The organism is Streptomyces sp. NPDC058231 (genome assembly GCF_042882275.1).
Taxonomy (GTDB): domain Bacteria; phylum Actinomycetota; class Actinomycetes; order Streptomycetales; family Streptomycetaceae; genus Streptomyces.
Genome location: NZ_JBHVWN010000071.1, coordinates 1 through 26522, shown reverse-complemented (window position 1 = coordinate 26522; position 26522 = coordinate 1). Strand labels below are relative to the sequence as shown.

At 71.2% G+C, this 26522-nt stretch carries 19 protein-coding genes; 4 read left to right on the top strand and 15 right to left on the bottom strand.

Annotated features, from left to right (window positions below; genetic code table 11):
- Positions 1-11: 11 nt before the first annotated feature.
- On the bottom strand, positions 12-494 hold the full coding sequence (locus ACFVXE_RS31865; protein WP_389676427.1) for a carboxymuconolactone decarboxylase family protein: 483 nt from the start codon (positions 492-494) through the stop codon (positions 12-14).
- A 47-nt stretch (positions 495-541) separates the two neighbouring features.
- Here ACFVXE_RS31865 and ACFVXE_RS31860 point away from each other — a divergent pair, with 47 nt between their 5' ends.
- Entirely contained in the window at positions 542-1966 is a 1425-nt protein-coding gene (locus tag ACFVXE_RS31860) for a PLP-dependent aminotransferase family protein (protein WP_389676425.1), read from the top strand.
- 24 nt (positions 1967-1990) lie between these two features.
- Here ACFVXE_RS31860 and ACFVXE_RS31855 read toward each other — a convergent pair whose 3' ends face one another.
- The 7 genes from ACFVXE_RS31855 to ACFVXE_RS31825 form a co-directional block, all read right to left on the bottom strand.
- Complete coding sequence (locus tag ACFVXE_RS31855; RefSeq protein ID WP_389676423.1) at positions 1991-2575, bottom strand: TetR/AcrR family transcriptional regulator; 585 nt, start codon at positions 2573-2575, stop codon at positions 1991-1993.
- An 80-nt stretch (positions 2576-2655) separates the two neighbouring features.
- Complete coding sequence (gene serA / locus ACFVXE_RS31850) at positions 2656-4248, bottom strand: phosphoglycerate dehydrogenase (protein ID WP_389676421.1); 1593 nt, start codon at positions 4246-4248, stop codon at positions 2656-2658.
- A gap of 271 nt (positions 4249-4519) precedes the next feature.
- Positions 4520-5521 carry a ketol-acid reductoisomerase gene (gene ilvC, locus ACFVXE_RS31845; protein WP_389676420.1) on the bottom strand — a complete coding sequence of 334 codons (1002 nt, stop codon included), beginning with the start codon at positions 5519-5521 and terminating at the stop codon, positions 4520-4522.
- Between the two features lie 101 nt (positions 5522-5622).
- Positions 5623-6150 (bottom strand): acetolactate synthase small subunit, encoded by a 528-nt coding sequence (gene ilvN, locus ACFVXE_RS31840; protein WP_266981212.1) that lies wholly within the window; start codon positions 6148-6150, stop codon positions 5623-5625.
- 21 nt (positions 6151-6171) lie between these two features.
- Positions 6172-8028, bottom strand: a complete 1857-nt coding sequence (locus ACFVXE_RS31835) for an acetolactate synthase large subunit (RefSeq protein WP_389676418.1) — start codon at positions 8026-8028, stop codon at positions 6172-6174.
- 205 nt (positions 8029-8233) lie between these two features.
- Complete coding sequence (locus tag ACFVXE_RS31830; RefSeq protein WP_389676416.1) at positions 8234-11071, bottom strand: putative bifunctional diguanylate cyclase/phosphodiesterase; 2838 nt, start codon at positions 11069-11071, stop codon at positions 8234-8236.
- Positions 11072-11354: 283 nt separating this feature from the next.
- Positions 11355-12305, bottom strand: coding sequence for a 2-hydroxyacid dehydrogenase (locus ACFVXE_RS31825; protein ID WP_389676414.1), 951 nt, complete (start codon positions 12303-12305; stop codon positions 11355-11357).
- 153 nt (positions 12306-12458) lie between these two features.
- Here ACFVXE_RS31825 and ACFVXE_RS31820 point away from each other — a divergent pair, with 153 nt between their 5' ends.
- From ACFVXE_RS31820 to ACFVXE_RS31810, 3 genes are all read left to right on the top strand, one after another.
- The gene (locus tag ACFVXE_RS31820; RefSeq protein WP_389676450.1) at positions 12459-13415 is read left to right on the top strand and encodes an aldo/keto reductase; all 957 of its coding nucleotides are present in this window, start codon (positions 12459-12461) and stop codon (positions 13413-13415) included.
- Positions 13416-13670: 255 nt separating this feature from the next.
- Positions 13671-14801: a PQQ-dependent sugar dehydrogenase gene (locus ACFVXE_RS31815; RefSeq protein WP_389676449.1), complete on the top strand. Its 1131-nt coding sequence runs from the start codon at positions 13671-13673 to the stop codon at positions 14799-14801.
- 29 nt (positions 14802-14830) lie between these two features.
- Positions 14831-15103, top strand: coding sequence for a DUF6191 domain-containing protein (locus ACFVXE_RS31810; RefSeq protein ID WP_389676412.1), 273 nt, complete (start codon positions 14831-14833; stop codon positions 15101-15103).
- 159 nt (positions 15104-15262) lie between these two features.
- On the opposite strand, the gene ACFVXE_RS31805 is transcribed toward ACFVXE_RS31810, so the two are convergent.
- The 7 genes from ACFVXE_RS31805 to ACFVXE_RS31775 all read right to left on the bottom strand — a co-directional run bounded on the left by ACFVXE_RS31805 (position 15263) and on the right by ACFVXE_RS31775 (position 26364).
- The gene (locus ACFVXE_RS31805; protein WP_389676447.1) at positions 15263-18403 is read right to left on the bottom strand and encodes an AAA family ATPase; all 3141 of its coding nucleotides are present in this window, start codon (positions 18401-18403) and stop codon (positions 15263-15265) included.
- A gap of 58 nt (positions 18404-18461) precedes the next feature.
- On the bottom strand, positions 18462-18635 hold the full coding sequence (locus ACFVXE_RS31800) for a hypothetical protein (RefSeq protein WP_389676410.1): 174 nt from the start codon (positions 18633-18635) through the stop codon (positions 18462-18464).
- 355 nt (positions 18636-18990) lie between these two features.
- Positions 18991-19653, bottom strand: a complete 663-nt coding sequence (locus tag ACFVXE_RS31795; RefSeq protein WP_389676408.1) for a hypothetical protein — start codon at positions 19651-19653, stop codon at positions 18991-18993.
- 64 nt (positions 19654-19717) lie between these two features.
- Positions 19718-20272: a GNAT family N-acetyltransferase gene (locus ACFVXE_RS31790; RefSeq protein ID WP_389676406.1), complete on the bottom strand. Its 555-nt coding sequence runs from the start codon at positions 20270-20272 to the stop codon at positions 19718-19720.
- Positions 20273-20292: 20 nt separating this feature from the next.
- Complete coding sequence (locus ACFVXE_RS31785; protein WP_389676404.1) at positions 20293-22512, bottom strand: MMPL family transporter; 2220 nt, start codon at positions 22510-22512, stop codon at positions 20293-20295.
- Between the two features lie 354 nt (positions 22513-22866).
- The gene (locus ACFVXE_RS31780; protein ID WP_389676402.1) at positions 22867-24978 is read right to left on the bottom strand and encodes a phosphocholine-specific phospholipase C; all 2112 of its coding nucleotides are present in this window, start codon (positions 24976-24978) and stop codon (positions 22867-22869) included.
- A gap of 126 nt (positions 24979-25104) precedes the next feature.
- On the bottom strand, positions 25105-26364 hold the full coding sequence (locus ACFVXE_RS31775; RefSeq protein ID WP_389676445.1) for an SLC13 family permease: 1260 nt from the start codon (positions 26362-26364) through the stop codon (positions 25105-25107).
- Positions 26365-26522 lie beyond the last annotated feature (158 nt).

The following is a 26522-nucleotide window of genomic DNA, read 5'->3' as shown; positions in this document are numbered from 1 at the left end:
GACCGGCTCCTTCAGTGGGCCGCCCGCTCGTCCGTGCCGGGCACCTTGGCGGTGCTCAGCGCGATGCGGTTCCAGGTGTTGATCGTGAAGATCAGTGCCAGCAGCCCGGCCAGTTCGGCCTCCTCGAAGCAGGCGGCCGCGCGGGCGTAGACGTCGTCCGGGACGCCGCCCCGGGAGACGAGAGTGACCGCCTCGGTGAGCGCGAGAGCCGCCTGCTCCTTCTCGGTGAAGAAGCGGGCCGCCTCCGGCCAGACGGCGACCATGTGCAGCCGCTCCTCGCTCTCGCCGGCCTTGCGGGCGTCCGTGGTGTGCATGTGCAGGCAGTACGCGCACCCGTTGAGCTGGGAGGACCGGATCTGGACCAGCTCGACGAGGGCGGGGTCCAGTCCCTGGCGGGCGGCGGCGTCGAAGCCGATGAGTGCCTTGAAGGCCTTCGGCGCGGCCTGGGCGAAGTTGATCCGGGGGATTCGGGTGACTGCTCCGTCGTTCGTCATGACCACTACGCTACGGAGCCGGGCGACCTCGCATAGGGTGCATTTTCATGGCGGAATCATGGGTCAATTCGGCGGAGCGCATCGGCAGCGACCTGCTGCTGGAACTGACCGGTCCAGGCAGCCGCCGGGCGGTTCTCATCCGTGCGCTGCGGGACGCGGTACGGGAGGGCAGGCTGACCCCCGGCACCCGGCTGCCGCCCTACCGCTCACTCGCCGCCGACCTCGGCCTGGCCCGCAACACCGTCGCCGACGCCTACGCCGAACTGGTCGCCGAGGGCTGGCTGACCGCCCGGCAGGGCTCCGGCACCCAGGTCGCGCACCGCGCCGCCCCGGCCGCCCCGGCGCGGGTGCCGAAGAAGGCGCCGGCCCGCCCGGACGCGCCCGTGCACGACCTGCGGCAGGGCCGGCCGGACGCCGGCTCCTTCCCCCGCACCGCCTGGCTGGCCGCCTCCCGCCGCGCGGTGAACGCGGCGCCGAACGACGCCTTCGGCCCCGGCGACCCGCAGGGCCGGACCGAGCTGCGCCGGGCACTGGCCGGGTATCTGTCGCGCGCCCGAGGGGTGCGCTGCTCCCCCGAACGGATCGTCATCTGCTCCGGCTTCGCGCACGCCCTGCGGCTGCTGTTCGGCGGCGGAGTGCTGCGCGGCCCGCTGGCGGTGGAGTCGTACGGGCTCGGTTTCCACCGCTCGATCCTGACCGCCGCAGGGGTCCGCACCGTCCCGCTGGCCCTCGACGAACACGGCGCCCGCACGGGCGAGTTGACCGGACTGCCGGGCGTACGGGGCGTACTGCTCACCCCGGCCCACCAGTTCCCGACGGGCGGCCCGCTGCACCCGCGGCGGCGCACGGCCGTCATCGACTGGGCACGCACCGGCGGCGGGGTGGTCCTGGAGGACGACTACGACGGGGAGTTCCGCTACGACCGCGAACCGGTCGGCGCCCTCCAGGGGCTCGACCCGGACCGGGTCGTCCACCTCGGCTCCGTCAGCAAGAGCCTCTCCCCGGCGGTCCGGCTGGGCTGGATGGTGCTGCCCGGGCATCTCGTCGGCCCCGTGCTCGCCGCCAAGGGTGAACGCGAGGCCTGGGCGAGCGTCCTGGACCAGCTGACCCTCGCCGAGCTCATCGAATCCGGACACTACGACCGGCACATCCGCCGAATGCGCCAGCGCTACCGCCGCCGCCGCGACCAGTTGGCCGCGGCCCTCGCCGCGCACGCCCCGCACATCGCCCCGACGGGTGTCGCGGCGGGCCTGCACGCGGTCCTGCGGCTGCCGCCCGGCACCGAGCGCTCCACCGTGAAGGCCGCCGCCTGGCAGGGACTCGGCCTGGACCCGCTCTCCGGCTTCCGGCATCCGGCGGCCACGATGCCGTCCGAGGACGGCCTGGTGGTGGGCTACGCGACGCCGCCGGACCACGCGTACGGCGCGGCCCTGGAGGCACTCTGCCGCGCCCTGCCACCGCCCGGCGCCTGACCGGTCCCGCGAGACCCGGCCCCCTCAGGACCGACGGCCCTCGAGGACCGCCTTCAGACCGTCCGTCAGATCCTGCGCCGAGGGGGCGCTCCGCTCGTCGAGCATCCACTGCACCATCACGCCCACGAGCAGCGCCTGGCAGAACAGCCCGACGACGCGCGCCGTCTCGGGATCGGCGTCCGGGGCGATCCCGAGCATGTTCTCGGCGAGGCCCGCACGGCCCTCCTGCTGCGGCCCGGCCAGGGCCTGCTGGAGCTCGGGGTCGGTGTCGATCCGGGACACCACCTCCATCTGGAGCTTCCAGATCGCCCGACTGTCCGAGTAGCTTCCGATGACCTTCTCCCAGGCCGCACGGAACTGGTCGAGCGGAGCGGCGGGTACATCGCCGTCCCCGACCTCGTCGGCCGGCACGGTGACCCGGTCGCCCCATTCCTCGGTCAGCCGCAGGAAGGCCAGATTGAGCAGTGCCTCCTTGGACCCGTAGTGGTAACCGATGGAGGCGAGGTTGGTGCCGGAGGCCGCCACGATGTCACGGGCCGTCGTCCGGGCGTACCCCTTCTCCAGCAGGCAGCGCTTGGCGCCTTCGAGCAGATCTTCACGGTGTCCCATGACAGCAGCGTACCCGGCATGTAGACGTCCGTGTAAGACGTGCGTCTACATGCCGGGTACGGCTGCGACCAGCGGCGGAATCAGTCGGTGAGGTTCACCGAACGGGCCGAGGTGGCACCGATCTCGGCGGCGATCTCGGCGAGGACCGCCGGCGGGACGTCGTCGTCGACGGTGAGGACGACCAGCGCCTCACCGCCCGCGGCCGCCCGCGAGACCTGCATGCCCGCGATGTTCAGGCCGGCCTCGCCGAGGATCTTGCCGACCGCGCCGACGACGCCGGGACGGTCCTCGTAGCGCAGGACGACCATGTGGTCGGCGAGGGCCAGGTCCACATCGTGCTCGCCGATCGCGACGATCTTCTGGAGGTGCTTGGGGCCGGCCAGCGTGCCGGAGACCGCCACCTCCTCGCCGCTGGCGAGGGTGCCGCGGACGGTCACCACGTTGCGGTGGTCCGGCGACTCGGAGCTGGTGGTGAGACGGACCTCGACACCGCGCTCCTGCGCGAAGAGCGGGGCGTTGACGTAGGACACGGTCTCGTCGACGACGTCCTCGAAGACGCCCTTGAGCGCGGAGAGTTCGAGCACCTTGACGTCGTGCTGGGTGATCTCGCCGTACACCTCGACATCGAGGCGGGCCGCGACCTCGCCCGAGAGGGCGGTGAAGATGCGGCCGAGCTTCTCGGCGAGCGGCAGTCCGGGGCGTACGTCCTCGGCGATGACACCGCCCTGGACGTTGACCGCGTCCGGCACGAGCTCACCGGCGAGCGCGAGGCGTACGGACCTGGCGACCGCGATGCCCGCCTTCTCCTGGGCCTCGTCGGTGGAGGCACCGAGGTGCGGGGTGCAGACGACCTGGTCGAACTGGAACAGCGGGGAGTCCGTGCAGGGCTCCTTCGTGTACACGTCCAGGCCGGCGCCGGCGACACGCCCCTCCTTGAGGGCGGAGGCGAGTGCCTCCTCGTCGACGATTCCACCGCGCGCGGCGTTGACGATGCGCACCGAGGGCTTGACCTTGTGCAGCGCCTCGTCACCGATGAGACCGAGCGTCTCGGGGGTCTTGGGCAGGTGCACGGTGATGAAGTCGGAGACCTCCAGCAGCTCGTCGAGCGTGAGGAGCTTGACGCCCATCTGCGCGGCACGGGCCGGCTGTACATAGGGGTCGTACGCGACGATCTTCATGCCGAAGGCCGACATGCGCTGCGCGACCAGGACACCGATGCGGCCGAGCCCGACGACGCCGAGGGTCTTCTCGCTGAGCTCGACGCCGGTGTACTTGGAGCGCTTCCACTCGCCGTTCTTCAGAGCGGTGTTGGCCTGGGGGATGTTGCGCGCGGTGGCGACGAGCAGCCCGCAGGCCAGCTCGGCGGCGGTGACGATGTTGGAGGTCGGGGCGTTGACGACCATCACGCCGGCCTTGGTGGCCGCGGAGACGTCGACGTTGTCCAGACCGACGCCCGCACGGGCGACGACCTTCAGCTTCTTCGCGGCGGCGATGGCTTCGGCGTCGACCTTGGTGGCGGAGCGCACCAGGATCGCGTCGACATCGGCGATCGCGGGAAGAAGTTCGGCGCGGTCCGCGCCGTTGCAGTGCCGGATTTCGAAATCCGGGCCCAGGGCGTCAACCGTGGCAGGCGACAGCTCTTCAGCGATGAGTACGACAGGTTTCGAGCTCACGTGAGTCCTCACAAGTCCAGTGCGGACGGCCGTCCCGACGGCCGCAGGCGGTGGAGGTGCTTGCCGCGTGGAAGACGCACGACACTGTGGGCCCGACGCGTGTATGTGTGGAGAAGTCTAGTCATGCGCAGGGACGCATACTGCGCCCCGTTGGAAGGATCACCCGCACGGGGCTGGACGACTTGTACACACGTACGGCGCCGCCTCTTCCAGCGGTACTGCGATGGATACGCCGCGGGGCGGGTCCGAAGACCCGCCCCGGGCGAAGGACCTACGCGTCCTCGTCGTTCACCCAGCTCATGAGCTTGCGCAGCTCACGGCCGGTGGTCTCCAGCAGGTGGTCGCTGTCGGCCTTCTTGTACTCGTTGTACTTGGGCAGACCGTTGTGGTACTCGGCCATCCAGTTCTTGGCGAAGGTGCCGTCCTGGATCTCGGCGAGGATCTGCTTCATCTCGGCCTTGGTGGCGTCCGTGATGATCCGCGGGCCGGTGATGTAGTCGCCCCACTCGGCCGTCTCCGAGATGGACCAGCGCATCTTCTCCAGGCCGCCCTCGTACATGAGGTCGACGATGAGCTTCAGCTCGTGCAGGCACTCGAAGTACGCGATCTCCGGCTGGTAACCGGCCTCGGTCAGGGTCTCGAAACCGGCCTTGACCAGAGCGGCGGTGCCACCGCAGAGGACGGCCTGCTCACCGAACAGGTCGGTCTCGGTCTCCTCGGTGAAGGTGGTCTTGATGACGCCGGCGCGGGTGCCGCCGATGCCCTTCGCGTACGACAGGGCGAGCGCCAGGCCGTTGCCCGAGGCGTCCTGCTCGACGGCCACGATGCACGGAACGCCGCGGCCCTCCTCGTACTGACGGCGGACCAGGTGGCCCGGGCCCTTCGGGGCGACCATGCAGACGTCGACGCCGGCCGGCGGCTTGATGAAGTCGAAGCGGATGTTCAGGCCGTGGCCGAAGAACAGCGCGTCGCCGTCCTTGAGGTTGTCCTTGATGGACTCCTCGTAGACCTGGGCCTGGATCGGGTCCGGAACGAGGATCATGATGACGTCGGCCTCGGCGGCGGCCTCGGACGGGGTCACCACGCGCAGGCCCTGCTCCTCGGCCTTGGCCTTGGACTTCGAGCCCTCGTGCAGGCCGACACGGACGTCGACACCCGAGTCACGCAGCGACAGCGCGTGGGCGTGGCCCTGGCTGCCGTAGCCGATGACCGCGACCTTGCGGCCCTGGATGATGGACAGGTCGGCATCGTCGTCGTAGAACAGCTCGGCCACTGGGTCTTCTCCTTGGTGTGCAGGTGTTGCGTCCCACCGTACGGCGGGGTGCGTCAGAATCGTTTTCGGGTCTCGCCATACGAGCGGCGAGGTGGTGGCGCCTAGGCCGTACGGTCGAGTGCGCGCAGCGAACGGTCGGTGATCGAGCGCGCGCCGCGCCCTATGGCGATGGTGCCGGACTGGACGAGCTCCTTGATGCCGTACTGCTCCAGCATCTTGAGCATGGCCTCCAGCTTGTCGGCGCCGCCGGTCGCCTCGATCGTGACCGCCTCCGGGGAGACGTCCACGGTCTTGGCGCGGAACAGCTGAACGATCTCGACGATCTGGGAGCGGGTCTCGTTGTCGGCGCGGACCTTCACCAGGACGAGCTCCCGCTGGATCGCAGCGGAGGGCTCGAGTTCGACGATCTTCAGTACGTTGACCAGCTTGTTGAGCTGCTTGGTCACCTGCTCCAGAGGCAGGTCCTCGACATTCACCACGATGGTGATGCGGGAGATGTCGGGGTGTTCGGTGGTACCGACCGCGAGCGAGTCGATGTTGAAGCCGCGGCGGGAGAACAGGGCCGTGATCCGGGCGAGGACACCGGGCTTGTTCTCGACCAGGACGGAGAGCGTGTGCTTGCTGGACATGAGTCGGTCTCTCTCTGTCTCTCAGTCGTCTTCGTTGTCGCCGAAGTCGGGGCGGACGCCGCGGGCGGCCATGACCTCGTCGTTGGAGGTGCCTGCAGCGACCATCGGCCACACCATGGCGTCCTCGTGGACGATGAAGTCGATCACGACGGGGCGGTCGTTGACGGAGTTGGCCTCGGCGATCACCTTGTCCAGCTCGGCCGGGTCCTCGCAGCGGATCGCGTAGCAGCCCATGGCCTCGGACAGCTTGACGAAGTCGGGCACCCGGGTGCCCTTCGCCGGGGTGCCCTCGGTGTCGGCGCCGGAGTGCAGGACGGTGTTGGAGTACCGCTGGTTGTAGAACAGGGTCTGCCACTGGCGGACCATCCCGAGCGCGCCGTTGTTGATGATCGCGACCTTGATCGGGATGTTGTTGAGGGCGCAGGTGGTGAGTTCCTGATTGGTCATCTGGAAGCAGCCGTCGCCGTCGATCGCCCAGACCGTACGGTCCGGCATGCCGGCCTTGGCACCCATCGCGGCCGGGACCGCGTAGCCCATCGTCCCGGCACCGCCGGAGTTCAGCCAGGTGGCGGGCTGCTCGTACTGGATGAAGTGCGAGGCCCACATCTGGTGCTGGCCGACACCCGCCGCGAAGATCGTGCCCTCGGGTGCGAGTTCGCCGATGCGCTGGATGACCTGCTGCGGCGAGAGGCTGCCGTCCTCCGGCAGGTCGTAGCCGACCGGGTAGGTGTCGCGCCAGCGGTTGAGGTCCTTCCACCAGGCGGTGTAGTCGCCGGTGTTGCCCTCGGTGTGCTCGGCCTGGACGGCCTGGACGAGATCGGCGATGACCTCGCGGGCGTCACCGACGATCGGCACGTCGGCGGTGCGGTTCTTGCCGATCTCCGCCGGGTCGATGTCGGCGTGGACGATCTTGGCGTACGGGGCGAAGCTGTCCAGCTTGCCGGTGACGCGGTCGTCGAAACGGGCCCCGAGGGCGACGATCAGGTCGGCCTTCTGCAGCGCGGTGACGGCGGTGACCGCACCGTGCATGCCCGGCATCCCCACGTGCAGCGGGTGGCTGTCGGGGAACGAACCGAGCGCCATCAGGGTGGTGGTGACGGGCGCTCCGGTGAGCTCGGCGAGAACCTTCAGTTCGGCGGTGGCGCCGGCCTTCATGACTCCGCCGCCGACGTACAGCACCGGGCGCTTGGCCTGGGTGATGAGCTTGGCGGCTTCGCGGATCTGCTTGGCGTGCGGCTTGGTGACCGGGCGGTAGCCGGGCAGGTCCTGGGTCGGCGGCCAGCTGAACGTGGTCTGCGCCTGCAGGGCGTCCTTGGCGATGTCCACGAGGACGGGTCCGGGACGGCCGGTGGAGGCGATGTGGAAGGCCTCGGCGATCGTGTGCGGGATGTCCTCGGCGCGAGTGACCAGGAAGTTGTGCTTGGTGACCGGCATGGTGATGCCGCAGATGTCGGCTTCCTGGAAGGCGTCCGTACCGATCGCCTTCGAGGCCACCTGCCCGGTGATCGCGACCAGCGGGACCGAGTCCATGTGGGCGTCGGCGATCGGCGTGACCAGGTTGGTGGCGCCGGGGCCCGAGGTGGCCATGCAGACACCGACCTTGCCGGTGGCCTGCGCGTAACCGGTGGCGGCGTGCCCCGCGCCCTGCTCGTGACGGACCAGCACATGACGGACCCGGGTGGAGTCCATCATCGGGTCGTACGCCGGAAGGATGGCGCCGCCGGGAATGCCGAATACCGTGTCGGCCCCCACCTCCTCGAGAGACCTGATGAGGGACTGCGCGCCCGTGACGTGCTCAACGATGGCGGGGGACGATCCGCCGTTACGGGCCCGCGGCTGGGGATGGTGGGCCCCGGTGGCCTGCTCGGTCATCGGCATTCTCTTCTCGAAGCTGAGGGTTTTTGCGGGGTTTTGAGGAGCATCAGTACAACAAAAAACCCCTCGTGCCGTGAGGCAAGCGAGGGGAGCGCGTCGGCGCGGTCTGCAGAGTGCCGGGAGGGACTCTGCTTCAGCCGACGCGCTTTCCAAGTACGAGAATTCGGGTGCGCATGGCACTGACCCTCTCTCCGACGCGCCTGGCGTGTCAAGTAGGTGGGACGGGCGTCTCAACATGTGATCCACTGAGGAGTGGGGGCGAGCCGCCCGCCAGGACCGGCTGGGCGACGGAGCCGCCGGGCACCGGGAATGCGTCGCGGACCAGGGCGCGGCGCAGCCGGTACTCGTCCAGCGGTCCGGAGAAGGCCATCCCCTGCCCGTGCGTGCAGCCCATGGCGCGCAATGCGATGACCTGCTCCGGCACGTCGACCCCGTCGGCCACCGACTGCAGTCCGAGGTCGCAGGCGATCCGGAGCAGACCACTGGTGATCTTGTGCAGCCGGGCCGATTCGACGACTCCCTCGACGAGCCCGCGGTCCAGCTTCAGTACGTCGATGGGGAGCCGGCGCAGCGCGTTGATGGCGGCGTACCCGCTGCCGAATCCGTCGAGCGCGATCCGTACGCCCAGTCGGCGCAGCGCGACGAGCCGCTGTTCCAGCTCGTCGAAGGGGACCCGGGGGTCACTGTCGGAGACCTCGATCATCAGCGCCCCCGAGGGCAGGCCGTGCCGGGTGAGGAGCGCCTCGACGGAACCGAACGGCATCGCCCTGTCCAGCAGCCGGCGGGCGGAGAGCCGGACGGCGACGGGGACCTGATGACCGGCCCCGGCCCGGTCGGCGGCCTGCTCGACGGCCTCTTCGAGAAGCCAGCGGCCGAGCTCGGCGGTGCGGTCGCCGTCCTCGGCGACCCGCAGGAACTCGGCGGGGGTGAACAGGATCCCCTGGGCGGAGCGCCAGCGGGCCTGTGCGCCGACCGCGGCGATGTGACCGGTGGCGAGATGGACCACCGGCTGGTGGAGCAGGGCGAACTCGCCGTCCCGCAGCGCGGTGCGCAGTCTGGTCGCGAGTTCGGAGCGGCGCACCACCTCGGCCTGCATCTGTGGTGCGTACAGCTCGACGCGGTCCTTGCCGGCCGCCTTGGCGCGGTACATGGCGAGATCGGCGTTGCGCATCAGGTCGGTGGGGGTGATGGCGGACTCGGCGAAGGCGACGCCGATGGATGCGGCGACACGCACCTCGCCGCCGCCGACACGGTACGGCTGGGAGAGCGTGAGCCGGAGCCGGTCGGCGATCTCGTGGACCTGGTACTCGCGGGCGGTCTGGTCGCGGGTGCCGTCGCCGAGGATGAGCGCCGCGAACTCGTCCCCGCCGAGGCGGGCCGCGGTGTCCCCGGCCCGGACCGATTCCTGGAGCCGGCGGGCGGCCTGGATGAGCAGCTCGTCCCCCGCCTGGTGGCCCAGGCGGTCGTTGACCGCCTTGAAGCCGTCGAGGTCGATGAAGAGCACGGCGGTGCCGGGGTCGCCCGAGCGGCGCCCGCCGAGGGCCTGACGGACCCGGTCGGTGAACAGGGCGCGGTTGGGCAGGTCGGTGAGCGGGTCGTGCTCGGCGTTGTGCTGCAACTGGGCCTGCAGCCGTACCCGTTCGGTCACGTCCCGGCTGTTGAGGATCAGTCCGCCCTGATGGCGGTTGACGGTGGACTCGACATTGAGCCAGTCGCCGGTGCCGGATCTGAACCTGCACTCGATCCGGGTGGTCGGTTCCTCACCGGGAGGCGCGGCCAGGAACCGCCGCACCTCGTGGACCACGCGCCCCAGGTCATCGGGGTGGATGATGGAGGCGAGCTCGGCTCCGATGAGGTCGTCGGCCTCACGCCCGTACACCCCGGAGGCGGCGGGGCTGACGTACCGGAGTATGCCGGTGGGGGCGGCGATCATGATCACGTCGCTGGACCCCTGGACCAAGGAGCGGAAGTGGTTCTCCTTCTGCGCCAGTTCCTGGGTGAGGGCGATGTTGTCGAGCAGCATGATGCCCTGCCGGACGACCAGGGCGAGCACCACCGTGCAGCCGGTGAAGACCACGACGCGGTCCACCCGGCGGCCCTCGATGACGTTGTAGAGGATGCCCAGGGTGCAGACGGCGGCCGCGAGATAGGGCGTCAGGGCGGCCAGCGAACCCGCGATGGGACGGCTGATGGTGCGGTTGGCGGCGCGCGCCTGGACAGCGTTGTCGCTCTGCCGGTTCGCCCCCCACGGGGCGTACGCGAGGAGCAGCGACCCGGCGAACCAGCCGGCGTCCAGCAGTTGGCCGGAGTGGTAGGTCTGGCGGAGCAGCGGCGAGGTGAACAGCGCGTCGGACAGGACGGTCAGGGCGAGCGCGGCAATGGCCGTGTTCACCGCGGAGCGGTTGGCACTGGACCGCCGGAAGTGCAGGGCGAGCACCATGGACACCAGCACGATGTCGAGCAGCGGATACGCCAGCGACAGCGCGGCACGGGCCACGCTCTCACCACCGGTGTCCGCGAGGTGGGCGGTGTGGGCCAGGGCGAGGCTCCAGGACAGCGTGAGCAGCGACCCGCCGATCAGCCAGGAGTCCAGGGCGAGACAGACCCAGCCGGCCCGCGTGACCGGGCGTTTGGCGAGGACGAGAAGTCCCACGATGGCGGGCGGGGCGAAGCAGAGATAGAAGAGGTCGGCGAGGGACGGACTGGGCACCCGGAGCCCGAGCACGACCTCGTACCAGCCCCAGACGGCGTTCCCCGCGGCAGCCATCAGCGAGGAGAGCGAGAACAGCAACCAGGCAGGGCGGAAGCGGCTGTTCGCGGCGCGCGCGTAGAGGAAGCAGGAGACGGCGGCGATCAGGGCGGCCCCGCTGAGCCCGAAGTCACCCATGATCAGCGACAGTTCGGGTGACCCCCAGCCGACGGCCGCACCCACGGCGTAGCCGGCACAGGCCAGGCCGAGGAGGAGCTGCGGGACCAGCCAGGAGGTCTGGCCGACGGCCGGCTGCCTGGAGAGGAGCGCCCCGAGAGCGCTTGCCGGGGCGCTCACCTCGGCACCCCGGACGTCATCGGATGGGCGCGGGCCCGACGCGGCGGACGGCCCGGCGGTCGCCGGCGACCGTCCTGTCGCGTCGGATCGTTCGTCCATCGGCCGTACATCGCCCGTCGCCCCCTCGCGTTCCGCTGCCACCCCGACGCCGTCCCTTCCACGGCGCAGCCCCCCTTCGGGACGATACACCAGAGTCGTCACACAGGGACATAGTTCCTCTACTCTCCGTGACGACCTGGGGTGTTGTCGGCACTCCGTGCCGCGGAACGCGGTCGCGGCGTGATCAGCCGGTGGTCAGTACGACGTTCCGCACCGGCTCCCCCGCCGCGAACCGGGTCAGCTGATCGGCCAGCAGGCGCTTGGCACGCGGCAGGAACGCCGAGGTGCTGCCGCCCACATGAGGAGTGATCAGAACGTTCGGAGCATGCCAGAGAGGGTGGCCGTCGGGCAGTGGTTCCGGGTCGGTGACGTCGAGAGCCGCGCGCAACCGGCCGGACTCGAGTTCGGACAGCAGGGCCTTGGTGTCCACGACGCCACCCCGTGCGACGTTCACGAGCAGCGCACCGTCCGGCATCGCGGCCAGGAAATCGGCGCCCACCAGGCCTTGTGTGGAGGCGTTCAGCGGGGTGGACAGCACGACGATGTCGGCCTCGGGCAGGAGTGCGGGCAGGTCGTCGAGTGTCTGTACGGGGCCGCGCGCGGTTGCCCGGGCAGAGCGCGCGACGCGCGCCACCCGCGCACACTCGAAGGGTGCGAGCCGGTCCTCGATGGCGGCGCCGATCGATCCGTACCCCACGATCAGCACGGACTTGTCGGCGAGCGCCGGGTAGAAGCCGGACCGCCACTCCTCCTTGTCCTGGCCGTGGACGAACCCGGGGAAGCCGCGCAGCGACGCGAGGATCAGGGCGAGCGCGAGTTCCGCCGTGGAGGCCTCGTGAACCCCCTTGGCGTTGCACAGCCGCACCCCGGAGTGCAACCGGCCGAGCCCCGGCTGGACGTGATCGGTGCCCGCGGAGAGCGTCTGCACGACCTGGACCGCCTCCATCCCGGCGAGCGGGCGGATCGCGGTCTTCACACCCTTCATGTAGGGGACGACATAGAAGGCGCACTGCGCGGGGTCGGCGGGGTAGTCCTGTTCGCCGTCCCAGAAACGGTAGTTGAGCCCCTCGGGAAGTCCGTCGATCTCATCGGGCGGAATCGGCAGCCATACGTCTGGAGTCTGCGTAGAAGTCATGGTCAGGAGGCTATGCGAAGCCCGGCGGACGGCAGAGGTTACTTTTGGATGCGTGCGGTTCCACGACGGCGGGACCGCGTGCCTCGCCGGGCGGGGCACCAAGGAGGGTTCGAGGAGTTGGAGCGCAGGAGTCTCGGTGCGGCGGCGCTCGCCGTGGGTGCGGTCGGGCTCGGCTGCATGCCGATGAGCTGGGCGTACAGCGCGTCGCAGCAGCGTGGTGACCGTGCGTTGCGCACCGTGCACGCCGCGCTCGACGCGGGCGTCGAGCTGCTCGACACAGCGGACATGTACGGCCCGTTCACCAATGAGCTCCTGATCGGGCGGGCCCTGAAGGGGCGGCGGGACCAGGCCTTCGTCTCCACCAAGTGCGGGCTGCTGGTGGGCGATCAGCACATCGTGGCCAATGGCCGTCCCGGCTATGTACGCCGGGCCTGTGACGCGTCCCTGCGCCGGCTGCAGACCGATGTGATCGATCTGTACCAGCTGCACCGGGCCGACCCCGAGGTGCCGGTGGAGGAGACCTGGGGCGCGATGGCTGACCTGGTGACCGCGGGAAAGGTGCGGGCGCTCGGGCTGAATGCGGTCGGGGCGCGGGCCTCCCGCCGGCCGGGGGGCCGGATGCATGACGGAACGATCCGGCAGCTGGAGCGGGTGCAGCAGGTGTTTCCGGTCAGCGCGGTCCAGGCGGAGCTCTCGGTGTGGTCGCCGGAGGCCCTCGACACGCTGTTGCCGTGGTGCGGGGCGCGGGGGGTGGGCGTGCTGGCGGCGATGCCGCTGGGGAACGGCTACCTGACGGGCACGCTGACGCCCGGCCAGGGCTTCGAGCCGGAGGATCTGCGGGCCAGGCATCCGCGGTTCACGGCGGAGATGATGGCGGCGAACCAGCCGCTGGTGGTCGGACTGCGCCGGATAGCCGGGCGGTACGGGGCGACTCCGGCGCAGGTGGCGCTGGCCTGGGTGCTGCGCCAGGGGCCGCATGTGGTGCCGGTGCCGGGCACCAAGCGGGAGCAGTGGGCGGTGGAGAACGCGGGGGCGGCCGGGCTGGAGCTGACGGAGCAGGACCTGGCCGAGATCGCGCGGTTGCCGCGGGCCCGGGATTCGTGGGACTGAGCAGGGGGCCCGTGGGTCGAGCGCGGGGTGCGGCGGGGCCGGGTGCGCGGAGGCGGGCGCGGGGGGCTCGTGCGCCGCGCCGCAGGAAAAGTTCGTGGGCATGCGGAACCCGGGCCGGGGCTGCGGTGTAAGAACAGTGGTCAGGCAGTCGTCGAAGGGACCGGTGCTGTGCGCGTTGCTGGATTCGGATCGACCGGAACCTCTGCGGGACGCCCACGGCTCCTTCCGGGGGCACGCCGCGCGGCCGTCGCGGCGCTGGCGGCAGGCGTACTGCTGCTGTCCGGATGCTCGTCGGGGGACGGCTCCGGGAGTACGGAGCCACCGCCCTCCCCCGCTGCCGCGGCACCCTCCCCCACGACGTCCTCCTCGCTGCCGCCCGCGAAGGGCTCGGTGCGGGTGGTGTCGACGACCGCGGAGGGGCTCGCGTCCCCGTGGGGGCTGGCGGAGCTGCCCGGCGGCGACCTCCTGGTGACCTCGCGCGACGAGAGAACGATCACCCGGATCGCCGGCGCCACCGGGAGGCGGACGGTGCTGGGCACCGTGCCCGGGGTGTCGCCGGCCGGGGAGGGCGGTCTGCTCGGCATCGCGGTGTCACCGGCGTTCGCCACGGACCGTCTGTTGTACGTGTACTTCACGACCGCGTCCGACAACCGCATCGCCCGCCTGCGGTACGACCCGCAGGGCGAGGCTCCCGGTCGGCAGCTGGGCGCACCGCGCACGATCCTGCGGGGCATCCCGAAAGGCCCCATCCACAACGGCGGCCGGATCGCCTTCGGCCCGGACCGCATGCTGTACGCGGGCACGGGCGAGACCGGGCACAGCGGACTCTCGCAGGACAAGAAGTCCCTGGCGGGCAAGATCCTCCGGATGACGCCGGACGGCAGACCCGCACCGGGCAATCCCGTACCGGACTCGGTGATGTACTCGTACGGTCACCGGAATGTGCAGGGCCTGGCCTGGGACGGGCAGAAACGGCTGTGGGCGTCCGAATTCGGGCAGGACACCTGGGACGAGCTGAATCAGATCGTGCCCGGTGGGAACTACGGCTGGCCGGAGTACGAGGGCAGGGTGGGAAAGGCGGGCTTCGTCGACCCCGTGGCGCGGTGGAGGCCGTCCGAGGCGTCCCCGAGCGGCATCGCCTTCGTCCGGGGGTCGATCTGGATGGCCGGCCTGCGCGGTGAACGGCTGTGGAGAATTCCGCTGTCCGGCAACCCGGACAAGGAACCTCTGGCGCCCCCGCAGTCGTTCCTGGAAGGGAAATACGGCCGCCTGCGCACCGTACTGGCGGCAGGCGGCGACAGACTCTGGCTGGTCACGAGCAACACCGACACCCGTGGTGATCCGAGACCGGGAGACGACAGAATTCTGATGCTCCAGGTGCGATAGCGGAGACAGCGGGGAAAGGGTGCGATCCGGTGTTCAACTTCTTCGAGGAACTCTTCGCCCCAGGCCGCAAGCACATCGCGGACGAACAGAAACGGCTGGAGCTGACCCGGGTGGACCTGGGCACGGACGATCCCGGCCGCGGCCCGATAGACCTCTCCTCCGGCAAGGTGACGGTCCGCGTCCCGTCTCCGGAGGACGAGCCCGCGTCCCCGCCCGGGACCTCCACGGACACGGACCACCCGCCGGAGCCGTCCGAGGCCCCCACGGACACAGGCACACCTTCACCGCCGACGGCCGATTGAGCCGCGAAAGGAGCCCCCGCCCGCCGCCGCGACCGCACCCGTGCCCCTCCCTCGCGGCGCGGTCCGCACCGCATCGCCCCGCCGAGCTCCGGCGGGACGATGCGGCGTGCACGGACCACCGGTCTCCCGGCCCCCGGGTCCGCCCCCGCGGACCGCGTCTCAGGACGGCCCGGTGACCGGGTCCCGGTACAGGCGGAGGCGGTGTGCCAGAGCGGCAGCCTCGCCTCGGCTGGAGACACCGAGCTTGGCCAGGATGTTCGAGACGTGCACGCTCGCGGTCTTGGGCGAGATGTACAGCTCCTCGGCGATCCGCCGGTTCGTGTGCCCGGCGGCGACCAGCCGGTGCACATCCTGTTCGCGTCGCGTCAGCCCGAACGACTCCACCGCCGCGGCCGCCGCTTCATGGAGCTGCTCCTCGGCGCGCTCCCGATCGGTGGCCCGGTCCGTGGTGCCGCCGTCCGACGCGACGACGACCGCGTCCGGGAGCTCGTCGCCGGACGGGGTCAGCGTGATGCGGGCGCGGCCGGCCAGCAGCTCGATGGTCTCGGTCAGCGGGCGCGCACCGAGCCGCTCGGCGGTGCTGTGGGCGTCGCGCAGGAGCCCGGCGGCCCCGGCCCGGTCGCCGGAGGCGATGAGGAGGGCTTCGGCCCAGCGGTGGTGGATCTGGGCCAGTTCGTACGGGCGGGAGAGGGGCGCGAATGCGGCCGCGGCACGGGACCAGTCGTCGGGGGTGTCGGCGCCTTCGGCGCGGGCCAGCTCCGCGTTGATCAGCAGCCCGTGGGCGGCCCAGACCGGGACGAGCATCGGCAGCTGTTTCAGGCACGCGCGGATCAGGGCGAGGACCGCAGGCCGGCCGGGCTCCGTGGCGGGCAGACCGCGGGCGTCCGCCTCGGCCGCCGCGACGGCGTGGAGCAGCGGCAGTGCGTACCGCTGGGTGCCTGGCGGGAAACCCTGCTTCGCCTGGGCCTCGAAGGCGGCGCGGGCCTCGGGCAGTCGGCCCTGCTGCACGGCGAGGGTCACGGCGTGACGCACGGGGTTGATGAGGTGCTGGGGTTGCGGGTCGCGCGAGCCGAAGTGCCTCCGGGACAGGGCGAGCTGGACCTCGGCCTCGGCGAAGTCCCCGCGGGCCAGGGCCAGCTCGGTGCGGCGCGCGGCCACCAGCCCCTGCCCCTTGCGGGACTGGACGATACGCGCCGCGGCATCCGTGGTCGCCCGGCTCTCGGCCCAGTTGCCGAGGGAGAAGTACGACGTCGCCTGGTTGCAGCGGACCCACGCCTCCATGTCGGCGACACCGTGGCTGTGGCAGACCTCGATGCCGTGATCCGCGGCCGCGACCGCCTCCAGGGAGCGGCCCATGGCTTCGAGTGTGGAGGGGAGGTTGATGCTGGCGCGCCCCATGACGCCGACGAGGTGGAGTTCGTCGGCGCGGTCACGGACCGCGTACATCTCGACGATGCCCTCGTCGACGCCGCCCGCCTCGGCGGTGAGCCAGCCGCGGGTGAGCCGGGCGTGCAGCTCGATGTACTCGTCGCCGATGAGCTGCGCGTACTCCACGGCCCGGTCGACCGCGGCGAGTGTCTCCGGGCCGGGTCGGTGCAGGGCGCCCCATCCGGCGACGCTCATCAGCACATCGGCGTGCACGGCGGACGGGGGCAGGCCGCGGACCAGGTCCTGGGCGATGGCGAGTTCCTGCCAGCCGTCGCCGCGGTTGAGGGACTGTGCCAGGTGCGAGCGCTGCACCCAGAACCAGGCGGCGCGCAGCGGGTCCGCCTCGCCCTCCAGCACCCGCATGGCCTTCTTCGAGATGGCGAGTGCGCGTTCGCGGTCGCCGCCGAAGCGGGCGGCGACCGTGGCCTCGGCCATCAGGTCGAGATAGCGGAGCGGAGTGGTCGCGGGATCGCAGCCGCAGGCCGGGTAGACCTCGGCGTAGTCGATCGGGCGCAGGGTACGGCGTATCTCGTCGGGAACGTCGTCCCAGAGCTCCATGGCCCTTTCCAGCAGCCGTAGTTGCTCGGAGAAGGCGTAGCGGCGACGGGCCTCGACGGCGGCCTTCAGCACGGCGGGGAGCGCCTTGGCCGCGTCGTGCGCGCCGTACCAGTAGCTGGCGAGGCGGGTGGCGCGTTCACCGGTGCGGACGAGCGCGGGGTCGGCCTCCAGCGCCTCGGCGTAACGGCGGTTGAGGCGGGAGCGTTCGCCCGGGAGCAGATCGTCGCTCACGGCCTCACGGACCAGCGAGTGCCGGAAACGGTAGCCGTTGCCCTCAGGGGTGGTGAGCAGCAGGTTGGCGCCGACCGCCGTGCGCAGTGCCTCGATGAGATCGTCCTCGGTGAGTCCGGAGACGGCGGCCAGCAGTTCGTACTCGACGGTGGAGCCGCCCTCGGCGATGATCCGCGCGACCCTCTGGGCGTCATCGGAGAGCGCTTCGACACGGACGAGGAGGAGGTCGCGCAGCGAGTCGGAGAGCCCGGAACTGTCGCCGCACTCCAGGCTGCAGGCGAGCTCCTCCACGAAGAAGGCGTTGCCGTCGGAGCGTTCGAATATCTCGTCCACCAGGGCGGGCTCGGGGGTCGCCGCGAGGATGCCGGTGAGCTGGCGGCGGACCTCGGCGCGGTTGAACCGGGCGAGTTCGATCCGGCGGACGGTGCGGAGCCGGTCCAGCTCGGCAAGAAGGGGGCGCAGGGGGTGGCGGCGGTGGATGTCGTCGGCCCGGTAGGTGCCTATGACGACGAGGCGGCCGGTGCGCAGGGTGCGGAAGAGATAGGCGAGGAGGTGCCGGGTGGAGGCATCGGCCCAGTGCAGGTCCTCCAGGACGAGGACGACGGTCCGGTCCGCGGAGATGCGTTCCAGCAGCCGGGCGGTGAGTTCGAAGAGGCGGGCGGTCCCGTGTTCGTCGGACGCGTCCCGGTCGGCCTCGCCGAGTTCGGGCAGGAGCCGGGCGAGTTCGCCCTCCTGTCCGGCGCAGGCGGCGGCCATCTCGTCGGGCAGGGTGCGGCGCAGAGTGCGCAGGGCCGTGGAGAACGGGGCGTACGGCAGCCCGTCCGCACCGATCTCCACGCAACCACCGACGGCGACGACGGCCTCGCGCCGGCCCGCCGTCGTCAGGAACTCCTCGACCAGCCGCGTCTTGCCGACGCCCGCCTCGCCACCGATGAGCAGCGCCTGCGGCTCGCCGCCGGCGGCCCCGGCGCGAACGGGGTCTCCAGCGGTGGCCCGGGCGAGCGCGTCGGTGAGCGAGGTGAGTTCGCCTGCGCGGCCGACGAACACGGGACTGACAGACCTGGTCTCCACGTCGCCGAGCATCGCACATCGGTCCGGCACCGAGGCGCTGGGCAGGGATCCGGTGCTCATCCCACGGCCGTTACGCGGCGCGGGCGAACCGGTTCCGGAACGGACTCACCGTCCTCTCGTCCTCCTGGTGTCCGGACCGGCGCGCGGCACGGCGGTCCCGGCGGAGCTGCTCCAGCACACGGTTCCGCTCGGCCCGGTGCAGGAGTTCGGCTTCCTTGATCTTGTGGAGTTCGTACGAGTACATCTGCTGCTCCCTGAGGACGAGGCCGGTTCCGGCCGGTGGAGGGGCAGTTGTGCGACGGTCCGGATCTTCCGGTGCCGTGCTCTGCCGTGCCTCCACTCTCGTCCCCCAGGGGGTGCCGCCGCATCGGGCGAGTTCCGCATCTCCGCGGGGCGGGGTGCCTTAGTCGCCCGTGGCGGATGCCGCATACGGGCCGGGGTTCTCCGGCGGATGCCTTAGACGGACCCCGTGACGCCGCCCTCCCATTGCCGGTCGGCCTCAGGTACCGCCCGGCCGGTGTGTACGGGCGCGGTCACCGGCCCGCAGGGTTCCTGTCCTGGCGGTCCCGGCGGGCCAGGAACGTCAGGACAGGAGCCGGCTAGCCGGCTGCGGAGCCGGCGGTCGGCAGGGCGACGATCAGGTCGAAGTACATCGCGACGGAGATCAGTACGCCGAGGACACCGAGCGCGATTCCGGCGGTCGCGACGGCGCGGACCCAGCCCGGCTGGGGGTTCCGGGCGGGCGCGCCGAAGGCGGGTCGGACCAGGGCGAAGACGCCGACGAACAGGGCGAGCAGACCGAAGAGGCCGTTGACGAGAGCGGTGGAGTGCCAGGCGTCCCCGTAGATCTCGGAGATCTGCTGGGCCACCGAGCCGCCGGAGGCGGTCTTCATCTGCCCCATCAGGGTCTCGCGCTCGGCGACGACCCGTCCGGACCAGGCCCCGGAGAGGCCGACGACGCCGAGCCCGGCGGAGACGACGGCCGCGGCGGCCGCGCCGAGCCCGGACGGCTCCCGGCCGGAATCGTCGTCGTCGAGGTCGAGGTCGAAGTCCTCGTCGGGGGCCGACTCGAAGGAGTGATCGGAGCCGTATCCGTCGCCGGGGCCGTCGGTGTCACCCGCCGCGCGCTCGCCCGCGGCTTCGGTCGCCACCTCGTCGCGCCCGGCCGCCTCGTCCGTCGCGCCCTTCACGAGCGTCGCATCCGTGGTCTCTGCAGCCCCGTCGGTGGTGGTCTTGGTGGTCTTGGAAGTCGTGGGGTTCATGCGCCGCACGCTAGGCGTCCCGTATGAGAACCCTCTTAACGACCATGGCCGGCCCCGCTCCGTCTCAGTTCTGCCGAGCGCGCCATTCGGGCGCCAGCACCGACCAGATCTCCGAGTCGTGGCGCACGCCCCGGTACAGGTAGTTCTCGCGCAGCACCCCGTCGCGCGTCATGCCGAGCCGCTTCGCGACCGCGACACTGCGGGTGTTGGCGGCGGACGCGTCCCACTCCACACGGTGCATACCACGCTCTTCGAACGCCCATTCGATCAGTTTCCGTGACGCCCGGGTCACCAGCCCGCGCCCTTCCGCCGCAGGCTCCAGCCAGCAGCCGATCTCACAGTTCCCGGAATCGGCGTCGAAGATCCGGAAGAGGACGCCGCCGACGAGGGTGCCGTCGAGCCAGATGCCGTACAGCCGGCCGGTGTCGGCCGCCTGCTTCTCGGCGTACCGCCGCAGCAGGGCGCGGGCCGATTCGAGGTCGGTGGCGAATGCCGCGAACGGGATCCACGGGTCGACCAGCTCGCGCGCCCGGTCCATGTGGGCGAGGAACTCCTCCGCCTGCCAGATCTCCAGCGGGCGCAGCTCCGCGCTGTCGTCACCCAGGGATACCGCGAACATGATGCTCCTTGACCGCCTTCTCAGTGGACGCTCCGCACGGCCGGATCGTCGTGCTCGCTGTAGCGCGCCGCAAGAAGTTTCGCATGTGCCGTACGGCATTCGGGGGGCTCGATGCTGATACGCGGCAGCCTCCGGTCCAGCCAGCGGGGCAGCCACCAGTTCGCCCCGCCCAGCATGTGCATCAGCGCGGGGACCAGCAGGGTGCGCAGGACGAAGGCGTCCAGTGCGACCGCGGCGGCGAGCGCGATGCCGAACATCGCGATGACCCGGTCCCCGCTGAGCACGAAGGCGAGAAAGACCGAAATCATGATCACCGCGGCGGAGTTGATCACCCGGCTGGTCTCGGCGAGGCCGACCCGGACCGCGCGCCGGTTGTCGCCGGTCTCCAGCCACTCCTCGTACATCCGCCCGACCAGGAACACCTGGTAGTCCATGGAGAGTCCGAAGAGCACCGAAACCATGATCACCGGCAGGAAGGGTTCGATCGGACCGGCGCTGCCCAGCCCGAGCAGTTCGCTCCCCCATCCCCACTGGAAGATCGCGACGACCACTCCGAACGAGGAGGCGACGGCGGCCACGTTCATCGCGGCCGCCTTCAGCGGGATGCCCACCGACCGGAATGCCAGCAGCAGGAGCAGACAGCCGAGCCCGATGACGGAGCCGACGAAGAGCGGGAGTTTACCGATGACGATCCGGGCGAAGTCGTCGTAGCTGGCGGTCACCCCGCCCACGTGGGCCCGCATGGAGGTGTTCTGCTCGGTGTTCGGCAGGACGTCAGTGCGCAGCCGGTCGACGAGCGCACTGGTCTTCTCGGACTGCGGCGAGGACGTCGGGACGACGGTGACGAACGCCGTGTCCCCGCTGCCGTTGTACGTGACGGGCCCGGCCGACGCGACGCCGTCGGTGGCCCGCAGCGTGGCGGGCAGGCCGTCCATCGCGAGCCGGTCGTCGGCGCCGTCGAGCTGTGCGGCGATCGTCAACGGCCCGTTGACGCCGGGTCCGAATCCGTGGGCGAGAAGGTCGTACGCCTGCCGGGTGGTCGACGACGAGGCGTTGTTGCCCTGGTCGGAGGTGCCGAGGTGGAGCGAGAACGTGGGGACCGCCAGGACCAGCATCACCGCGGCGGCGACGGAGCCGAGCAGCTTGGGGTGACGCTCGACGAAGACCGACCAGCGCGCGGCGAAGCCGGTGGGCAGCTCGGGCCGCGGTCCGTGCTCGGCGAGCTGTGCGCGCTCGCGCCGGCTCAGCGCCCGCATCCCGATGAAGGAGAGCAACGCGGGCAGCAGGGTGACCGAGGCGGCCACGGTCAGCACCACGGTGAGCGAGGCGGCGATCGCGACACCGTTGAGGAAGCCGAGGCGCAGGACGAGCATGCCGAGCAGGGCGATGCAGACGGTGGCTCCGGCGAAGACGACCGCGCGCCCGGTGGTCGCGACGGCGTTCCGCGCCGCTTCGGCGACCGCCATGCCGCGCCGGAGCCCTCTGCGGTGCCGGGTGACGATGAACAGGGCGTAGTCGATGCCGACACCGAGCCCGATCAGCATGCCCAGCATGGGAGCGAAGTCGGCGACGGTCATCAGATGCCCGAGCAGCACGATGCCCGCGTAGGCCGTCCCGACCGAGACGAGGGCGGTGGCGATCGGCAGCAGACTGGCGGCGAGCGAGCCGAAGGCGAGGAAGAGCACGACGGCGGCGACGACCACCCCGATGACCTCGCTGAGGTGGGCGGACGGCGCCTCGGTGAGGGCGACGGCGGAGCCGCCGAGCTCCACCTGGAGGCCGTCGCCGGCGGCCGCCTTCGCGGTGTCGACCACCGCCTGCGCCTGCTGCGCCGGGATGTCGTCGGCCTGCCGGGCGAAGGTCACCGTGGCGTAGGCGGTGTGTCCGTCCGCGCTGATCTGGCCCGTGCCGGAGGCCCCGTAGGGCCCGGTGACGCCGCCGACGCCGGGCAGCTCCTCGACCGCGTGCAGTGTCCGGGTCATCGTCTGGCGGACGTCGGCGGCCCGGACGGTGGACCCGGTGGTGTGCCAGACGATGGTGTCGGTGTCGCCCCCGAGGTCGGTGAATCCGCTCTTCAGCAGCTCAGCCGCCCGCCCGGACTCGGTGCCGGGCACCTCGTAGTCGTTGGAGTAGGCCGAACCCGCGAAACCTGCCGCGGTCGCCGCGCCACCGAGGGCGAACAGCCAGATGAGGACCGCGAAGAGGCGATGAGTGATGCACCAACGGGCGATGGCAGCCAACGGACGTGCTCCCTGATGGTTCGTGGGTCGTTTCCGGGAGCTCTGTCAACAGCCCGCAAAGAACGCATGACCTGAGGACCGTCACTCTCGCAGCCGCCTAAGATCCTTTGCCCGTTTTGTGGCGATGCTCACACCGGGTCCGGTATCTCCCCTGTCCGTACCACCGGACGCCTCCCGTGCCCGCACGGCTGCGCCGCCAGGGCCTGCGCCGCGGCGATGAGCGCGTCGACGGCGACCCGTCCGACCGGGGCACCCCGCCGCCGCACGACGCCTTGCGCACCGGCGCGACGCGCGCGGCACGGCCTGCTCGCCGCCCGGTCCGGCGGTGAGCAGGCGGCGCGCGGTTTCCGCCGGTCAGCCGGAGACGCTCGCCCGGCCGTTCTCGATGTGCCCCATCAGCCGGCGGCGGAAGACGTCGTCCCCGTCGACGGTGACGGCAAGGTCGTACCAGCCGTGCGCGTCGGCCGCCGAGTGGACGACCGTGCGGCTCCGGCCCGGCTTGACCTTGACCGTCCTGGTCCAGTCCCGCAGGTCCGCGTCGTCGACGTATCCCAGCGGCCGGACGGTGAAGGTGAGTGTCGTCCGCCCCGTGTTGCGCAGGGTCAGGTGCAGATCGCGCTCGTGGGCGTCGATCCAGGTGGCGACCTCGGGTCCGCCCGAGGCGGGTCCCGCGAACTCGCGCCGGAAGCCGTTCGGGCCGGTCACCGTGAACCGGTAGGCGTCACCGCTGACCGGCACCGACCACAGCGCCGTGCCCCTGACGTCCTGGTGCTGCGGCACGGGGAACTCTCCCGCGTACGGGTAGAGCGCGAAGTGCGCCGACGATCGGCCCGTGTTGCTGAGGGCGACCCGCACCGCCCCGTTCGCCACGGTCGCCTGGGCGTCCGGCTGGTACGGCAGCGGACGGGCGGGCCGGACACCGTGTTCCTGCACGGGCATCCGCTGGACGGCCGGCGGCTTCGGCGCCCAGCGTCCACTGAACGGCGGGATCACGCCCGGCGTCTCCACATCGGGCCGGCGCCGGCCGCGGGTGAAGTCGAAGGCCGAGGTCAGATCGCCGGTGACGGTGCGCCGCCAGTCGCTGATGTTCGGCTCCTCCACGCCCGTCCACCGCTCCAGGAAGCGGATCACCGAGGTGTGGTCGAAGACCTCGGAGCAGACGTAACCGCCCACGGTCCACGGCGACACGACGAGGAGCGGCACACGCACGCCGAGGCCGGTGGGCTTGGACTCCCACTGCTCCTCGGTCACCCCGGGCGGCGCGACGGGCGGCGGGACGTGGTCGAAGAAGCCGTCGTTCTCGTCGTAGTTGATGATGACGGCGGTGTGCCGCCACACGTCGGGATGCCTGCCCAGCGCGTCCAGGACCTTGTAGACGATGGTCGCGCTGTGGACCGGTGAGGAGACGCTCGGGTGCTCCGAGTCGATCGCCGACGGCACCAGGTAGGAGACCTCGGGCAGCGTGCCGTCCGCCACGTCTGCGGCGAACGCGTCGGCCAGCGTGCCGGTCTCGACACGGCGCAGCGCCCGCTCGAAGAGGCTGCGTTCCGCCTCCGTCAGCGTGGCGACACCGTCCTCCAGCAGACCGAGCAGCCGTGCGCGCTCCGCCGCGTCGTCCGTGTCGCGGACGGCCGCGTAGAAGGACTCCATGTACGTGTGGCCGCCGGTGTTCACCAGCGCCTTGCGGGCGACCGCCTTGAAGGTGGCGAAGAACTCGATCTGGTTGTCGGTGAAGTTCTCCCACTCGGTGTACGTCTTCCAGCTGTGCCCGGCCTTCTCCAGCCGCTCCGCGTAGGTGGACCAGTCGTACCCCGGATGGGTGCCCTCGCTGTACGCGTCGTTGCCGACGGCCCGCTTGCCGTTCGCCTCGAAGCCCGTCTTCCCGCTCCACAGGTGGTTGCGGTTGGGGCTGGTGGAGGAGTGGATGGACGAGTGGTAGGCGTCGCAGACGGTGAAGGTGTCCGCCAGCTCGTAGTGCAGCGGTATGTCGCGGCGGTCGTAGTACGCCATGGTGGCGGCCGTCTTCGCGGTCACCCAGCCGTTCATCCAGCCGCCGGCCCAGGCCTTGCCGCCACCGCTCCAGGAGTGGTCGAGGGCGCCGATGTACTGGAGGTCCTTCTGCTGCGCCGCCGCGGCGTCCCGGACCGGGAAGGGCAGCACGGACGTGCCCACTGCCGCCGGCTGCTCGAAGACCGGCTTTCCGGAGGGCAGTTCGATCGCGTTGCGGTCGCCGAAACCGCGTACACCGCGCAGGGTCCCGAAGTAGTGATCGAAGGAACGGTTCTCCTGCATCAGGATCACCACGTGCCTGATGTCCCCCAGGCCGCCGCGGGACCCGGTCGCGGCCGAAGGCTGGGCCGCCATCGCGGCCTGCAGCGACGGCGGCAGCAGCGAGCCGGCCGCCGCGGCGCCGAGCGCGCCGCCACCCAGTGCGAAGAGTCGCCGCCGTGAAATGTCCGTGGTCAAGTCGAGCCTCCCGAGTCCGGTGGTACAGCGGGGAAGCTAGTCAGGCCAGGTGGCTGTGGAAAGGCCTCCGCACGGCCCGGCGGTGAACGTCCAAGAGGTCGCCGGAGAAGTCCAACCCGGCGGCGGTCACACCCCGATCGTGTGGAGCGCTCCCCACAGCGCGAGCGTGGACGCGAGCAGCGTGGCGGGCACGGCGATCAGCCCGAGCCGGGTGAAGTGGCCCAGTTCGGGCGCGGCGCCGTGGGCGTGCAGGATGCGGCGCCAGAGCAGCGTGGCCAGGGAGCCGACATAGGTGAGGTTGGGCCCGAGGTTCACCCCGATCAGCGCGGCGAGCAGCGGTCCCGGTCCGGCCGCCGCGACGACCGGGAGCAGGGCGAGGATCGCGGGCAGGTTGTTGATCAGGTTGGCCAGCACCGCCGCGACCGCGGCCACCGCCAGCAGCGCGGGCAGTGACGAGCCGTCGGGCAGGACAGCGCCGATCCCCGCGCCGAGGCCGTGCTCGACGACGGCCGCGACGACGACGCCGAGGGCCAGCACGAAGAGGCAGAACATCGGGTTGGCGGCGCACACGAGCCCCTTGACCGTGGTCCGCCGCTGTCCCAGTGCCCGGATCCCGAGGACGGTCGCCCCGGCCAGCGCGGCCCACAGCGGTTCCGCGCCCGCGAACGACGTGACGACGAAGCCCGCCAGCGTCAGGGCGAGGACGACGAGCGTGAAGACGGGGACACCGGTCGGTTCCTCGTCCGGATCCGGCGGGTGCGCGCCCGCTGCCAGGTCGTCGGCGAAGACGCGGCGGAAGATCACGTACTCGACGCCGATGGCAGCCAGCCACGGCAGGGTCATGAGCGCGGCGAAGCGGGTGAAGGAGAGGCCGCTCGCCGTGAACGCCAGCAGGTTGGTGAGGTTGGAGACGGGAAGCAGCAGGGACGCCGAGTTGGCGAGATGCGCGCAGGCGTAGACGTACGGGCGGGGGCGGGCGCCGACGCGGGCGGCGGTGGCGATGACGACGGGCGTCAGCAGGACCACGGTCGCGTCCAGGCTGAGGACGGCTGTGATCAGCGACGCCACCACGAAGACCCCGCCGAGCAGCGGTCCGGTCCGCCCCCGGCAGAGGCGGGCCACCATATGGCCGGCGGCCGTGAACAGCCCCTCGTCGGCGCAGAGCTGCGCGAGCACGAGGATGGCGGCGAGGAAGCCGACGACCGGCAGCAGGCTGCCGATCTGCTCGCGGGCGTCCGCGAACGGCACGGCGCCCGTCACGACCACCAGTACGGCCGCGGGTACGGCGACGGTCGCCTCCGGCAGCCCCCGGGGTCGTACGACGGCGAACGCCAGCACCGCGAGGAGCAGCACGACGGAGACGATTTCGGCGGTGACGGTGTTCAGCGGACTCTCTCTCCGGGCGCGCGAAGAACCATGAGGGGGCGGTGCACCCGGTCAACGGGTGGACCCCCCCCCCACATCCGACACCGGGGGGGAGGGGGCAGCCGAAAACGCCCCGGCCCACCCAGAGAAGCACAACGGAGCCGGGCGCCACCGCCAGG